This is a genomic window from Dactylosporangium vinaceum (assembly GCF_019904175.1).
Lineage (GTDB): Bacteria > Actinomycetota > Actinomycetes > Mycobacteriales > Micromonosporaceae > Dactylosporangium > Dactylosporangium vinaceum.
On the sequence record NZ_CP061913.1, the window covers coordinates 5,913,447 to 5,927,853 of the forward strand.

Here is a 14,407-nt window from a genome sequence, read left to right on the forward strand (position 1 = left end):
CGTACCCGGTTGGTAGTGTCCCGGCCGTGAGATCGAACGCGGTGTTCGCCCTGATCGAGGCGGCGGCCACGGTCATCGGAGCAGCCGTCGACTGGCCGCGCCTCGTCAGCGGCGCGCGGGAGGCGCTGCCGTCGCTGCTGCGCACGCACCGGCGGCTGCCGTTGCCGTTCGTCGAGGCGGCGCTCGCGCTCGGTGACCCCGAGCTGCTCGTCGCGCTCGCCCACAACAGCGAGCTGCTCGCGGCGCACCCGGCGCTGCGCGAGCGGGCGGCCCGCGGCGGCCGGCCCGGGATCACCACCCAGGCGCTGCTGCGCTGGGACCTGCGCCATCAGCGCCTGGCCCTGACCCACCACCCGGCCGACGGCCCCGACGTGACGCCGTGGATCAACCGGCAGCGCTCCGGCGTCGTCGGGCCCACCGCCGCCGCCGTGCGCAGCGCGTGGCTGGGCAACCCGGCCGGGCTCACCGTCGCCGAGCACTGGCGGGCCCTGGCCACCCTGGCGCGGGTCGAGCCGGACGGGGCGGGGCTGCCCGAGGCGACGCTGCACCCCGAGGTCCGGGCCCACCTGCCGCTGAGCGCGGCCCAGCTGGAGGCGAAGGCGGCCGAGTGGGAGGGCACGACCGGCGCGATCGACGAGCTGCGCCGCGGCTTCGCCGAGCACCTCCCGCTGCGCACCGAACTCGACTGGGCGGCGATCGCCGCGGCCCACGACGAGACCCCGTTCGCCGGGGCGGCCGCGGCCGGGCTCGCCGCCCGGGCCGACTGCCCGCCGGCGCTGCGCGCCGCGCTCTACGCCGCCGACCCGGCCGCGGTGGCCCCGGTCCTGCCCCGGTTCACGCAGACGGAGGCCCTGGCCGCCGTGCCGAAGAAGGCGGCCCGCGCCGTCGCCCGGCGAGCCGTCGCCGAGCGCCTGGACCCGGCCCTGCTCCTGAGGCGGCTCCAACCCGCCGCCGCCGTCCTCGAATGGGTCCGCCTCGACGATCTCGCCGACCTGGTGCGCCGGCACCTCGGGGCCGACCCGGCGAAGTGGGCGTGGGTCCGGGCCAAGCTCAACGCGTTTCCCGGCCCGGTCACCGAGCTGCTCGAATCGGCCGGGACGGCGGCCTGGCCGGCCCGGGTGGCGACCGGGCGGACCGCGTTCGTGACACTGCTCGACCACGCCCCGGCCGCGGCCCACCTGGCGCTGCTGGACGACCTCGACGAGAAGACGATCGCCGAGCTGTTCGCCCGGGGCACCTGGCGGCCGGAGTGGCTGGACCGGGCCGTCGCCGACCCGCGCCCCGAGATCCGCCTGGCCCTCGCCGCCCGGCCCTCCCTCGACGCCGCCTCCGCCGAGCGGCTCGCCACCCTCGACGACCCGCGGGTCAACGGCCTCGTGTTCCGGCGCACCGGCACCTCCTACCGGCTGCGGATGGAGCTGCTCGCCGGGCGGCCGCTCGACCCCGAGGTGCGCACCCAGCTGCTGCAGCAGACCGCCGGCTGGCACGGCACCGACGCCCTCGACTGCGCCGACGTCCAGCTGCAGCGGCACATCCTGCGGCACGTGCGCATCCGCGGGAAGACGGCGCAGCTGCGGCTCCTGCTCAACCTGTGGCACCGGCACGGGGCCGCCGCCGTCGCCGACCTGCTCGCCGCCGAGCTCAAGGGGGCCAACTTCAGCGCCGCCGTCATCACCCCGGCCGTGCGGCGCCGGGTCGAGGCGATCCTCGCCGTCACGGACCCGGCCGAGCGCGCCGCCCAGCTCGGCGCGCTCGAGGCCGAGACCGCCGCCGAGGAGAGCCCCGAGGGCCAGTTCGCGCTGCTGCGGGCCGAGCGCACCGACCACACGAACCTGTTCAAGGAGACCCGGCTCTGGCACTGGGACGCCATCGTCGCCGAGCACCGCCGCGAGCCGCTGCCCGACCCGATCCTGGCCGTCATCGCCACCGGCCGCGAGGTCCCGGTCGAGCTGGTCGAGGCGGGGCGGACGAAGCTACGGCCGTGGGACAGCGAGCAGGCCGCCGAGCACGCGGCCGGGCGGTCGGTCGAGGCGATCGTGGGGACGGTGCGGGAGGGGGTGCAGTACGGCGGCTGGATCACCGCGTTCATCGCCGCCGGGGTCGCGACCTGGCCCCAGCTGCTGCGGCACGCCGTCCCGGCCGGGCTCGTCCTGGAGCACATCGGCGGCAGCGCCGGGCACCCGGAGGGCCGGGCCGCCCTCGCCGCGCTGCTGGCCGAGGGCTGGGACGGCGACCTCGACGCGATCGCGCTCGCGGCCGGCCTGGTGAGCGACTACCCGGGGCCGGTCGCCGAGCTCGTCACCGTCGCCGCCGCCACGGTGAGCGTCTGATGTTCGAGAAGACCGCCGGGCCGTGGGCGCTGATGGAGGCGGCGGCGGCCGGGTCCGGGCCGGCGTTCGACTGGGCCCGGCTGGTCAGCGGCTCCCGTGACCTGCTCCACCGGATCGTCCACGCCCAGCACCGGCTGCCCGGGCCGTTCCTCGACGCGGTCCTGGCCCTCGGCGACGAGCAGCTCCTCGGTGGCCTCGCCCAGAACGCCGACGCCCTCGCCGCCCATCCCGGCGTCCGGGAGCGGCTGGCCCGGACCGGGTCGCCGGCGGTGGCGGGCGTCGCCCAGCTGCGCGGCTACGGCCCGAGCTGGGACGTGCGGCTGCGCCGGATCGTCTACGCCCGGCTCAGCCGCGAACCCGTCAACCGGCCGTCGCTGGACCGGGCCGCCGTCGTCGCGCCCCACCCGGCCGTCGCCCGCGCCGTGCTCAACACCGTCCGGGAGCGGCTGACGACCGCGGAGCAGCTGCGCGGCATCCTGACCCTGCGCCGATACGAGGGCCCGGACACGCCGCTGCCCCTCGGCCTGGTGCCGGTGCCGGACGGGCCGATCGCCGACCTGGAAGCCCTCGTCGCCCAGGCCGAGGGCACGGCGGGGGCGATCGCCGAGCTGCGCTGCGGGTTCGCGGACAACCTGCCGCTGCGCGAGGAGCTCGACTGGCCCGCGGTCGCCGCCGCGCAGGCCGAGTCCCCGTTTCCCGCCGCGGCCGCGGCGGCGCTCGCCGGGCGCGTGGACTGCCCGGAGGAGCTGCGGTTCGCGCTGTTCCTCGCCGCGCCGGCCGCGGTCGCCCCGGCCGTGCCGCGGCTGACCGAGGCGATGGCGCTCGCGGCGGTGCCGAGGCCGGCGGCGCGGGTCGTCGCGAAGCGGGCGGTGGCCGACGGGCTCGACCCGCAGCTGCTCCTGGAACGGATGCGGCCGTGCGCCGCGGTCCTGGAGTTCGCGCGGCTCGACGCGCTGGCGACGCTCGTCGACATCCACCTGGGGGCCGATCCGCAGCGGTGGCAGCGGGTGCGCGTACGGGTCGGCGCGTTCCCGGGGACCGTGGCCGAGCTGCTCGGCGGCGCCCCCGGGCCGGGCCGCGGGACGGGCGGCCGGCCGGCGCTCCTCGGGCTGCTCAACCACGCCACCACCGAGGCCCAGCTGGCGCTGCTGGCCCACCTCGACGACCAGACCGTGCAGGAGCTGTTCACCCGGGGCGACTGGCGGCCGGAGTGGGTGGAGCGGGCCGTCACCGACCCGCGGCCCGCCCTGCGCCTCGCCCTCGCCGCCCGCCCCTCCCTCGACGCCCGCTGCGCCGAGCGCCTCGCCACCCTCGGCGACCCGGCCGTCAACGGCCGGCTGTTCCGCCGCACCGGCACCCCGCACCGGCTGCGGATGGAGCTCCTCGACGGCCGGCCCTTCGATCCGGCGGTCCGGGCCGAGCTGTTGACGCGCACCGCCGGCTGGCACGCCACCGACCCCCTCGACTGCGCCGACGTGGAGCTGCAGCGGCACATCCTGCGCCACGTCCGCGTCCGCGGGAAGACGGCCCAGCTCCGCCTCCTGCTCAACCTCTGGCACCGCCACGGCCCGGCCGCCGTCGCCGACCTGCTGGCCGCGAACCTGCAGCCGGCCACGTTCAGCGCCGCCGTCATCGCCGCGCCGGTCCGCACCCGGATCACCAAGCTCCTGCACGCCGCCGGCTTCACCGCACGGCCCGCGAAGCCGGCCGCGGCGGGCGCTGGGGAGCCGACGGGCGCTGTGGAGGCGGCGGGTGCCGTGGAGTCTGCGGGCGCTATGGAGCGGGCGGGCGCTGTGGAGGCGGCGGGCGCTGTGGAGCCTGCGGGTGCCGTGCAGCGGGCGGGTGCTGTGCAGCGGGCGGGTGCTGTGCAGCGGGCGGGTGCTGTGGAGTCTGCGGGTGCCGTGGAGCGGGCGGGTGCCGTGGAGGCGGTGGGCGCTGTGGAGTCTGCGGGCGGCGTGGAGGCGGCGGATGCGGTGGAGCTGGTGGGTGTGTCGGGGGCGGCTGTGGTCGGGGGTGCGGCGGGCGCCGGTGGACCGGTGCGGGGGGTGCGGGTGGGTGGGCTGCGCGGTGCGGCCGGGGGCGGTGGGTCGGTGCCGGCCTGGGGAGTGGCCTCGGCGGTGGCCGCGCTGGAGGCTGAGGTGGCCGCCGCGGAGTCGGTGGACGGGCAGCTCGCGCTGCTGCGCTCGGACGGTGTCGACCGTGACACGCTCGGCCGGGAGACCCGGCTCTGGCACTGGGACGCCATCCTCGCCGCCCATCGTCGCGAGCCGCTGCCGGGCAGGGCGCTGGTGGCCGTCCGGGATCAGCGCGGCTGCCCGGAGGAACTGGTCGCGGCCGGCACCGGCATCCTGCAGCCGTGGGCGAGCGAGGTCGACGCCGAGCTCGCCGCCGGGCGGCCGGCCGCCGAGGTGCTGGCCGCGCCCCGGACCGTCCCCTACGACGGCTGGCTGTGGCGGGCCACCGAGGCCGGCGCCGTCACCTGGGACGAGGTCCTGCGCCACGCCCGGCCGGCCGCGCGGGTCCTCGAGCTCATCGGCGGCGACTCGGGCGCTGCGGCCGGGCGCGCGGCGCTGGCCGGGCTGACCGGCGAGCTGTGGGACGGCAACGTCGACGCGCTCGTGCTCGCCGTCCGCATGGCCGCCGACTTTCCCGGCCCGGTCGCCGACCTGCTCCAGGTCGCCACCGCAGCGGCGGCCGCATGACGCGGGCAGCGCTCCGTCTGGTCCAGCGGCCTCCGGGCGGCGGGTGTATGACGCGGGTGGCTGTCCGCCCGGTCCGGCGCCCGGCCGGCGGCGGGTGCGGGGCGGGGGTGGCTGCCCGCCCGGTCCGGCGCCCGGCCGGCGGCGGGCGGGTGGCGGGGGCGGCCGTCCGTCTGGTTCAGCGGCCTTCCGGTTGGGGGTGCATGCGGCGGGTGGCTGCCCGTCCGGTTCAGCGGCCCTCCGGCGGCGGGTCTGGCTTGCCGCGCGGGTGGCGGTCGGGCGGGTCGGCGGCCGGCCGGTCCGCTGCGGTGGGTGGTGAGCGGTGACGGCCGGCGGGGTCGATCTGCTCGATCGGCGGGCGGTTGCGGCGTTGGTGCACCCCGACGCGCAGGTGCAGGCGCGGGCGGTGCGGCTCAAGGAGGCGGCGCTGCTCGACTTCGGGGTGCGCGACAGCGTGGCCGGGTCGTGGATCTACGCGAAGTGCCGGTATCAGATCGCGACGTTGGCGGTGCCCACGGCGGCGGTCGTGGCCGGCGGCGACGGGGTCTGCGCGCTGCTGTACAACCCGGGGTTCTTTGCCGCGCTCGGGCCGTCCGGGGTGAAGTTCGTGCTGTTCCACGAGGCCCGGCACCTCATGCAGCGGCACCTGCACGCCGACCGGGAGCTGCAGGCCGACCCGCTGTTCCGGCTGGCCACCGAGGTGAGCGTCAACCGTGTCGCGATCCGCCGGCTCGGGATGGCGCTGCCCCGGGTCGACGGGGAGAGCGTCGGTGTCGATCCCGTCGCCGTGCACGACGCCTACCGGCGGGACCTGGCGGGGCAGGGGCTCGCCGCGCTCGACTACGCCGCGTTCGTCGAGACCGATCTCGGGGTCTATCGGGAGCTGCGCCGGATGGCCGCGCCGCCGGTGCTCGCGGTGTGCCTGCACCTGGACGGCGACGGGATGCCGCTCGATCCGGAGACCGTCGAGCGGGTCGGCTCGGCGGTGCTGGAGTCGCTGATGCGGCAGGCGCGGGCCGGCAACGCCGCGGCGCGGGCCGAACTGCTCGAGCTGGCCGCGCGGACCGGGGACGCGGGTGAGCGGGTGGCGCGCATGTGGGGCGACCTCGGGCTGGGGGCGTTGCGGGGTGTGACCCAGAAGACGCGGCGGGTCGAGTGGTGGCGGCGCTGGCTCGCCGATGTGCTGGCGGCGAAGCTGCGGCCGGGGGAGCGGCTCGTGTACCCGAAGAAGCTCGGGGCGGTGCTGCTCGCCCTGGGGCACGAGCCCATGCTGCACCGGCGGGGCGACGAGCGGTACAAAACCGTGCTCATCGCCTTTGACACCTCCGCATCGATGCCCGATCCGGTCGTGGAGTGGCTGACCACGCTCGTCGGGCAGATCGACGGGGTGCGGGCGCACTGGCTGAGCTTCGACGCGGAGGTGATGCCGTTCGCGCCGGGCGAGCGGGTCCTCGGCGGGGGCGGGACGAGCTTCCAGGGCGTCGTCGACTACGCCGAGGGGCGCCTGGAGGTGGCCGGCCGGCGCCTCGAGGACGAGGTCGACGCGGTGATCGTGGTGACGGACGGGCACGCGCCGCCGGTCCGGCCGGCCGAGCCCGGGAAGTGGATCTGGCTCATCACCGACGACGGCAGCACGTGGCCGGAGCGGCAGGAGCCGGCGATGGCCTGCCATCGCGTACGGACGGCGCAGGAGTGACGGGCATGGGCGAGTCGCGGCTGGAGCGGTTCATCGACGGCATGATCGCCGCCGGGATCACCGGGCAGATCTTCGGCGAGCACGGGATCGGCAAGACCTCGACGTTCCTGTCGTACGTGCCGCGCCGCCACGACCTCGACGTCGTGCTGGTGCCCGCGGCCAACCTGACCCCCGACGACCTGCTCGTCAACGCGCCGGTGCGCGACGCCGTCACCGGCGAGCTGGCCCTGCACCAGCTCATCATGCGGCAGCTCAACCCGGGCCGCGGGTTCGTGCTGCTCATCGACGACTCCCTGCAGGCCGGCGACACGGTCCAGTCGCAGCTGATGCAGATCGCCTGCAACTGGACGCTCGGCGAGCACGACCTGCGCCGGCTCGGCTGCGCCGGGGTGTTCCTGACCGACAACGAGTCGGCCGCCGAGACCTCGGCCCGGCGCACCGACCTCGCCGTGCTCGACCGGATGGCGACGCTGACCATCGGCGCCAACGACACGTCGTGGCGCGCGAGCCTCACGGCCCGGTTCCCGCGCTGGGACCTCGACCCCGTCTTCCGCCTCTGGGCCGCGCAGCCGCCGCCGGTACGCCGGCTGCTGGCCCCGCGGACGCTGCAGCACATGCTCGACCTGGCCGACGCGGGACTGCCGATGCGGTGGGGGCTGCCGCTGCTCAACGGGGCGCGCCTCGAGGTCGGCGACGACATCGTGGTGCAGCTCGCCGCGGCGCTCGGGGTGCCCGACGTGCTCACCGTGCCGGACCCGGTGCGGCGGCTGCTGCGCACGGCGATCGCCCGGCGCTGGGCGGTGCTGCTGCAGGGGCCGCCCGGCTGCGGCAAGACCGAGGTCGCGAAGCAGGTCGTGCGCGAGGAGACCGGGCGCGACGCTGTGTACTTCTCGCTGCCGGTGACGAACGTCGAGGACCTCGGCGTCCCGGTGCCGTCATCGGACGGCACGCTCGACACGCTCCTGACCCGCGCCCTGCTCGGCCCCCAGCCCAAAGTGATCATCTGGGACGAGTACAACCGCCCGAAGGACCGGGCGGCGTTCGCCCGGCTCATGGAGATCACGCAGGAGTGGTCGCTGGCCGGCCGCCCGATCGAGGCGCTGCGGGCGCAGTTCGCGCTGCAGAACCCGCCGTACCACGTGGGGCGCAAACTCCAGGTCACCCCGAACAACCTGGCCCAGGCCAGCCGGTTCACGGCCAGCGTGGAGGTCGGTCGCGACGACATCCCGGCCGGGCAGTGGCTCATCGACACCTACGGCCGCCCGGCCGAGGCGGCCCTGGACTGGTGGAAGTTCGACATCGACGACGAGGGGCGCGACTGGGTCAGCCGGCGCACCCTGGAGCGGCTCATCAAGCTGCACCTGCACGACCAGCCGCTGCAGTCCGGGCTGATCTACCTCGGTGACGGTGAGTATGCGCCGATCCCGCTGGCCGGGCTCGAGGCCCGCCTGGCCGGCGAGCGCCGCCTCGGCCTGCCCGAGCTGGCCGCCGATCCGGACGGCTGGGCCGCCCGCCTGGCCGCCGGGCGCACCGACGGCGACGAGGGCACCGACGCCACCGACCTCGTCCACCAGGTCTTCGCCAACGCCGAGGTCTCCCAGCTGCGGGCGCACGCCGATGTGGTCGTGCGCCTGCTGCGCCACCTGCCGCCGAAGCTGCGGGCCACCTACCTGGTCGGCCAGGCCCCGGACCGGCAGCGGTTCTGGATCGACGCGGTCAAGGCGATGGCCGCCGCGCGGGCCGCCGGGGTGTGAGCCCCCGGGTGGCGGGTCGGGGCCGGCGGACGTCCTGGCTACTGGATGACGAAGGTCGTGAAGTAGATGTCCATGATCTCCTTCTTCCCGTCCTTGGTGTATGCCTTGACGACCTTCGCGATGAGCTCCTTCTTCGTGCGCTCGCGCTCGGCGTTGGACATGAGCTGGTCCATCTTGCGGCCGCTGTACTCGTCGATCGCGATGTCCAGGGCCTCCGAGCCGTCCGGGGCCTCGGCGGCCTCGGTGGTGGCCTGCAGCGTCATCTTGAGCTTCAGGTAGTGCCCGTCGGCCAGGTTGATCGTGATCGCGTCCAGCACCGACACGACGCCCGGCGTCGGGGCCGGCTCGGCCTCGGCCTTCTTCGGCTTGAGCATCAGGTAGCCGCCGACACCGCCGCCGACCAGGACGACGAGCGCGATCGCCGCGATCATGATCAGCTTCTTCTTGCCACCCTTGGCCGGGGCCGGCTCGGCGGACTTCTCGTCCTTCGCCATTGCGCTCTCCTCAGTTCGTCGAGGCCGAGGGCAGCAGGGCCCGGGTGTCGGCCGGCAGGTTGGACAGGACGATGACCTCGACGCGGCGGTTCAGGTCGGCGGCGCGGGCATCGGTGGTGGGGTAGAGGGGTTTGGTGTCGGCGAAGCCGACGGCTTGGAGGCGGTTGTCGGGGATGTTGGCGTCGGTGTGGAGCATGCGCACGACGGCGCTGGCGCGGGCGGAGGACAGTTCCCAGCCGGAGGGGTAGGTGCCGGTGCCGCCGGAGAGTTGGTTGGTGTGGCCGTCGACCTCGAGTTTGTTGGGGAGTTTGGCGATGGCGGGTCCGACGCTGTCGATGATGTGCTGGCCGGCGGGCAGGAGGGTGGCCTCGTTGCCGTTGAACACGATGCCGGTGGTGACGATGGTGACGACGAGGCCGCGTTCGTCGATGGAGTATTTGACCTGGTCTTGCAGGCCGTGTTTGGTGAGTTCGGCGGTGATCTCGGCTTTGATCTTTTCGTAGTCCTTGACCTCGGCGGCGGCGGCGGCCTGGCGTTTGGAGGCGGCGGAGCGTTCTTTGGCCTGGACGGCGTCCTGGACGGCGGTGGCGTCGGAGGTGGTGCCGCCGATGCCGGAGGAGAGGTCCATGGGGCTGTTGGAGTCGGAGGACTCGATGAGGCTGGCCTCGCCGCCCTCGAACGCGACGGAGGGGTTGCCGAAGCCGACGGCGAGGCCGTTCTTGAGTTCGGCGAACTTCTTCTGGTCGACCTGGGAGATGGCGAACAGCACGATGAACAGCACCATGAGCAGGGTCATCATGTCCGCGTAAGAGACCAGCCACCGCTCGTGGTTCTCGTGCTCCTCCTCCTCGTGGCCGCCCTTCTTGTGCTTCGTGTGCGCGCCGGCCTTCGCCGCGTGTCCACCACCGGACATCGTGGCAGCCCCCCTCCAGGTCGTTGTAACGCTGACGGGGTTCACATCGGTCCGGCCGGGGGACAGCCGAGTTCCGGGCCGGTGCGCGGCGGTAGCACGAAGGTTGGCGCCCGCGAAGCCGACGCATCACCTACCGGGGGATGCATCCGATATGTCGGGATGCGCGGGGTCCGACAGATCGCCGCATACGGCTCATTCGGTGCCGGGAACGCGGCGCCCGCGCCGGGTGTACAGGGCGGCCAGCGCGGTCCCGGCGCACAGGGCGGCCGAGCTCAGGCCGAGCGACCAGTGCACGCCGATCGCCTGGCCCAGGACGCCGACGGTGAGCCCGCTGCCCGCGCGCAGGCCCGCCGAGGAGACGTTGTAGACGCCGATCACACGGCCGCGCTCGGCCGGCGGGGCCAGCAGCTGGGTGACGGTCTGGCCGATCGACATGGCGGCCAGGCTGGCCACGCCGCCGACGAACAGCAGGATCACCGCGAGCCACAGGTGGCCGGCCACCGCGAACAGGCCGCTGCTGGCGCCGTAGATCAGGGTGGTGACCACGGCCCAGCGCACCGTCGGGCGCATCCAGCCCGTGGCCTCCAGCAGCAGGCCTCCGACCACGCCGCCCGCGCCGGCGGCGAAGAGCAGGATGCCGTAGACGTCGGCGCTGCCGGGGCTGAGGTCCTCGGCGAACGTGGGCATCGTCGCCTGCATCGCGGTGCCGACGAAGAAGGAGGCGAGGCCGGCCAGGATGATCATGCTGATCAGGGTGTGGTCGCCGGCCACGCGGCGCAGGACCTTGACGGTGTCGAGGAGGCCGACGCGGGGGCCGGTGGGGGCGCCGTGGCGGGTGTGGCCGGTGAACCGCGTGCGGAACAGGAACAGGGTCAGCGGCAGGTAGAACGCGATGTTGGCGAAGATGCCCGCGGTGGGGCCGAGCCAGAGCAGCAGCGCGGAGCCGACGGCGGGGCCGAACAGCACGCCCAGGCTGCGGAAGGTGGCGTTGAGGCGGACGGCGGAGACGAGGTCCTGGTCGCCGACGAAGTCGTGGAGCATCAGCTGCTCGCCCGGGCCCCACAGGGAGCCGGCCATGCCGTGCAGCACCAGCAGGACGCACGCCTGCCAGATCTGCAGGGAGTCGGTCACGAACAGGACGCCCCACAGCAGCGAGACGAGCATGAACAGGGCCTGGGCGGCCTGGATGACCCGGCGGCAGTCGTAGCGGTCGGCCAGGCCCCCGAACCACACGGAGAACAGCAGGAACGGCACCCAGTGACTGATCACCTGGAAGCCGGCGAGCGCCTCGGAGTGGAACTTCTGCCACAGCACCCAGTACGTGATCACGTGCTCGACGTTGTCGGCCATCATCGACAGCGCGGCCCCGAAGAGGTACGGCCGGCAGTCGGGGTTGCGTAAGGCGGCGAAACGACGGGCGGCCGGGGCGGGGGCGGTCATCGGATAAGCCTCTAATGTTCCGGCTGGTCAGCTCGCGTCGCGGCGTTCGGAAGTGACGACTGCAACAAACCTGCAAACGCCACGCGTTGACTGCGAAGCGTGACCGGTGCCATGTTGGTCGGCGGGAATGCGCTTTCCTGAACCCCGCTGGAGGATTGCATGCACGTAGGAATCCGCGCCGGCCTCACCGCCGCCACGGTGGCCGGGCTGGTCGCGGCCGGCGTCGCGTCAGCCGGCACGGCCAGTGCCGGCTCGGTGTCGGTGCCGGCCGCGGCGCGCCAGACCCTCGCCGCGAACGACGGCTGGGGCTCGGCGGGCGCCGGCACCACCGGCGGCTCGGCGGCCGACGACGCGCACGTGTTCGTGGTGCGCACCCGCGACCAGCTGGCCGCGGCCGTCGCCGGCAGCACGCCGAAGATCGTGCTGATCGCCGGCACGATCGACGCCAACGAGGGACGCACCTGCGCCGACTACGCGGACCCCGCGTACGACCTGCAGGCGTACCTGACAACGTACGACCCGGCGACGTGGGGGAGGGTGGCCCCGAGCGGGCCGCTGGAGAACGCCCGCGTGCAGTCGGCGAAGAACCAGGGCCTGAAGGTCAAGATCGAGGTCGGGGCGAACACGACCGTCTACGGGCTGCGCAACGCCCGCATCAAGGGCGGCAACCTGCTGGTCACGAACCAGAGCAACGTGATCATCCGGAACGTCGCGTTCGAGGACGCGTACGACTGCTTCCCGGTGTGGTCGCCGACGGACGGTGCCGAGGGCAACTGGAACTCGCTCTACGACAGCGTCACGCTCAGCGGCGCGACGAACGTCTGGCTCGATCACAACTCGTTCACCGACGGCGCCAACCAGGACGTCAACCAGCCGATCTACTTCGGCCGGCCGTACCAGGTGCACGACGGCGCCGCCGACATGATCCGCGGCACCGACCTCGTCACGTTCTCGTACAACAACCTGTTCGAGCACGACAAGACGATGCTCATCGGCTCCACGAACACGCCCGGCGTGGACGTGGGCAAGCTGCGCATCACGCTGCACCACAACCGCTTCGCCGACCTGGGCCAGCGCGTGCCACGGGTCCGCTTCGGCCAGGTGGACGTGTACAACAACTACTACTACGCGACCGACGAGGACACGTTCGTGTACGCGATCGGCGTCGGCGTGCAGTCGCAGGTGTACGCGGAGAACAACTTCGTCCTGCGCAGCGCCGACACCCCGCTCAACGCGTTCGTCTACAACTGGGGCGGCACGCAGATGACGGAGAAGGGCACCCTGGCCCGGGTCGGCACCGGCCCGATCGTCGCGGTGAACCTGCTCGACGAGTACAACGCGGCGTTCGACCCGGACATCGCGACCGACGCCGGCTGGACCCCGGTCCTGCGCGCCGGCCTCGACCCGACGGCGAACGTGCCGGCCCTGGTCACGGCCAACGCGGGCACCGGGAAGCTGCCCGGCTGAGCACGGCTGTTCACGGGCCGGTCGGGGCTGCCCCGGCCGGCCCTTCCAGTGTGTGCCGGATGAGCTGGTCGAGCCAGGTCGCGACCTTGGCCCGGCCCCAGCCGCGCTGCTCCACCAGCAGGGCGACGCTGTGCCACGTGACGAGCGCCCACAGCGTGTCGGTGGCCCGGCCCACGGTCAGCCCCGGCCGCAGCCGGCCCGCATCCGCGAAGGTGCGCACGAGCCCCTTGAGTGCGGCTCGCCGGGCCCGTTCGTGCCGCCGCCACGCCTCCCGCAGCGCCGGCTCGGCGAGAGCCGCTTCTTCGAACGCCCGCTCGACAGGGTACCGCCGCAGCAGTGTGCCCGCGGTGTCTTCCGGCCCCGCGGCCGCTCCCGCCCGGCGGACCACGAGCAGCAGCAGCCCCGGCTTGTCGGCGAGCGCGTACACCGACTTCGGCGTCACGCCCGCCTCCTCGGCGACCGCCGCGATCGTCGTGCCGGCGTAGCCGTAGCGGGCGAACAGGCGCTCGGCGGCGGCCGCGATCGCCTCCCGGGTCGCCGTGGCCTGCGCCACTCGGCGCGGTGCGACGTATTTTCTTGTGGAGTTCGGTGCAGTCATGGTCACCTCATTTCCCGATAACTGTACCGAACTCGATGGCGCTGTTCGTGAGCGTGGTGGCCGGGCGTACAAGCGGCATCGGCTCTTAAAATATGTCCACAGTGGACGTTATGGGCCGGCTCGGGGGCGGTGGGAAATCTTCGGGAAACCCTTTGTTCAGGCGATATTTCGCCGTAGTCTCGGTGACGTCAACGAGCGGGCGGAGGTGATTACGATGGCGAAGAAGTCGAAGAAGTCGAAGAAGGACAAGAAGGGCAAGAAGAAGTAGTTTCTGCCTCTGGATGGTGGCCCGGGTTACGCGGCGGCGCCGTTGGCGAAGATGGTCTGACCATTGACCCAGCGCATCGCGCCCGCGAGCCCGGCCACCACCTCGGCGATGTCCTCCGGCCGGCCCAGGCGCTCCATCGGACTGAGCTTCGCGATGCGCTCGACCGTCGCCTCGTCCTTGCCGTCGAGGAACAGCTCCGTCGCCGTCGGGCCCGGCGCCACCGCGTTGACGGTGATGTCCCGCCCCCGCAGCTCCCGGGCGAGCACCAGGCTGAGCGCCTCGACCGCCGCCTTGCTGGCCGCGTAGCCCGCGTAGGCCGGTGACAGCAGCCGCGTCTGCGACGTCGAGAAGTTGATCAGGGCCCCGCCGCTGCGCAGCCGCCGGGCCGCCTCCCGCGACACCACGAACGTGCCGCGGATGTTCGTGCGGTGCATCCGGTCCAGGGCGTCGAGGTCGAGCTCCGCCACCGGCTGCAGGGTCATCCGCCCGGCCGCGTTGACCACCACGTCCACGCCGCCGAACTCGCGCTCGGCCAGGTCGAACAGGGCCGCCACGGCCGTCTCGTCGGCCACGTCGGCCCGGAGCGCCCGGGCCTGCCGCATCGAGGCGACCGCCTCCTGGGCCGCGGCGTCGTTCCCGGCGTACCCGATGACGACCGCCAGGCCGTCGCGATCGAGGCGCTGGGCGACCGCCCGGCCGATCCCGCGCGACCCACCGGTGACTACGGCAACTCTCGTCATGATCCCAC

General features: G+C 74.0%; 11 protein-coding genes. 6 read left to right on the top strand and 5 right to left on the bottom strand.

From position 1 onward, the window contains the following. Positions 1-26 precede the first annotated feature (26 nt). The 4 genes from Dvina_RS26580 (at position 27) to Dvina_RS26595 (ending at position 8,479) form a co-directional block, all read left to right on the top strand. The gene (locus tag Dvina_RS26580; RefSeq protein ID WP_223105161.1) at positions 27-2,330 is read left to right on the top strand and encodes a hypothetical protein; all 2,304 of its coding nucleotides are present in this window, start codon (positions 27-29) and stop codon (positions 2,328-2,330) included. Beyond that, positions 2,330-5,032 (top strand): hypothetical protein, encoded by a 2,703-nt coding sequence (locus Dvina_RS55305; protein WP_223105162.1) that lies wholly within the window; start codon positions 2,330-2,332, stop codon positions 5,030-5,032. Before Dvina_RS26580 ends, Dvina_RS55305 begins: the two co-directional genes overlap by 1 nt. 319 nt (positions 5,033-5,351) lie before the next feature. Then, a complete protein-coding gene (locus Dvina_RS26590; protein WP_223105163.1) occupies positions 5,352-6,725 on the top strand; it encodes a DUF2201 family putative metallopeptidase in 1,374 nt (457 codons plus the stop codon). A gap of 5 nt (positions 6,726-6,730) precedes the next feature. Further along, positions 6,731-8,479 (top strand): AAA family ATPase, encoded by a 1,749-nt coding sequence (locus Dvina_RS26595; RefSeq protein WP_223105164.1) that lies wholly within the window; start codon positions 6,731-6,733, stop codon positions 8,477-8,479. Between the two features lie 38 nt (positions 8,480-8,517). On the opposite strand, the gene Dvina_RS26600 is transcribed toward Dvina_RS26595, so the two are convergent. From Dvina_RS26600 to Dvina_RS26610, 3 genes are all read right to left on the bottom strand, one after another. After that, positions 8,518-8,973, bottom strand: a complete 456-nt coding sequence (locus Dvina_RS26600; protein WP_223105165.1) for a flagellar basal body-associated FliL family protein — start codon at positions 8,971-8,973, stop codon at positions 8,518-8,520. A gap of 10 nt (positions 8,974-8,983) precedes the next feature. Beyond that, entirely contained in the window at positions 8,984-9,886 is a 903-nt protein-coding gene (locus Dvina_RS26605; protein WP_223105166.1) for an OmpA/MotB family protein, read from the bottom strand. A 192-nt stretch (positions 9,887-10,078) separates the two neighbouring features. Next, positions 10,079-11,326, bottom strand: a complete 1,248-nt coding sequence (locus Dvina_RS26610; protein ID WP_223105167.1) for an MFS transporter — start codon at positions 11,324-11,326, stop codon at positions 10,079-10,081. Positions 11,327-11,485: 159 nt separating this feature from the next. Here Dvina_RS26610 and Dvina_RS26615 point away from each other — a divergent pair, with 159 nt between their 5' ends. Then, positions 11,486-12,793, top strand: a complete 1,308-nt coding sequence (locus Dvina_RS26615; RefSeq protein ID WP_223105168.1) for a pectate lyase family protein — start codon at positions 11,486-11,488, stop codon at positions 12,791-12,793. A 10-nt stretch (positions 12,794-12,803) separates the two neighbouring features. Here the strand turns inward: Dvina_RS26615 and Dvina_RS26620 are convergent, their stop codons facing one another. After that, entirely contained in the window at positions 12,804-13,346 is a 543-nt protein-coding gene (locus tag Dvina_RS26620) for a TetR/AcrR family transcriptional regulator (RefSeq protein WP_223105169.1), read from the bottom strand. Between the two features lie 43 nt (positions 13,347-13,389). Here Dvina_RS26620 and Dvina_RS26625 point away from each other — a divergent pair, with 43 nt between their 5' ends. Then, positions 13,390-13,659: a hypothetical protein gene (locus Dvina_RS26625; RefSeq protein WP_223105170.1), complete on the top strand. Its 270-nt coding sequence runs from the start codon at positions 13,390-13,392 to the stop codon at positions 13,657-13,659. A 26-nt stretch (positions 13,660-13,685) separates the two neighbouring features. Here Dvina_RS26625 and Dvina_RS26630 read toward each other — a convergent pair whose 3' ends face one another. Continuing rightward, complete coding sequence (locus Dvina_RS26630) at positions 13,686-14,399, bottom strand: SDR family oxidoreductase (protein ID WP_223105171.1); 714 nt, start codon at positions 14,397-14,399, stop codon at positions 13,686-13,688. Positions 14,400-14,407: the final 8 nt, after the last annotated feature.

Coding starts and splice junctions, on each gene's coding strand:
- Dvina_RS55305 (WP_223105162.1), top strand. CDS start 2,330: ATGTTCGAGAAGACCGCCGGGCCGTGGGCGCTGATGGAGGCGGCGGCG.
- Dvina_RS26595 (WP_223105164.1), top strand. CDS start 6,731: ATGGGCGAGTCGCGGCTGGAGCGGTTCATCGACGGCATGATCGCCGCC.
- Dvina_RS26600 (WP_223105165.1), bottom strand. CDS start 8,973: ATGGCGAAGGACGAGAAGTCCGCCGAGCCGGCCCCGGCCAAGGGTGGC.
- Dvina_RS26605 (WP_223105166.1), bottom strand. CDS start 9,886: ATGTCCGGTGGTGGACACGCGGCGAAGGCCGGCGCGCACACGAAGCAC.
- Dvina_RS26610 (WP_223105167.1), bottom strand. CDS start 11,326: ATGACCGCCCCCGCCCCGGCCGCCCGTCGTTTCGCCGCCTTACGCAAC.
- Dvina_RS26615 (WP_223105168.1), top strand. CDS start 11,486: ATGCACGTAGGAATCCGCGCCGGCCTCACCGCCGCCACGGTGGCCGGG.
- Dvina_RS26625 (WP_223105170.1), top strand. CDS start 13,390: ATGGTCACCTCATTTCCCGATAACTGTACCGAACTCGATGGCGCTGTT.
- Dvina_RS26630 (WP_223105171.1), bottom strand. CDS start 14,399: ATGACGAGAGTTGCCGTAGTCACCGGTGGGTCGCGCGGGATCGGCCGG.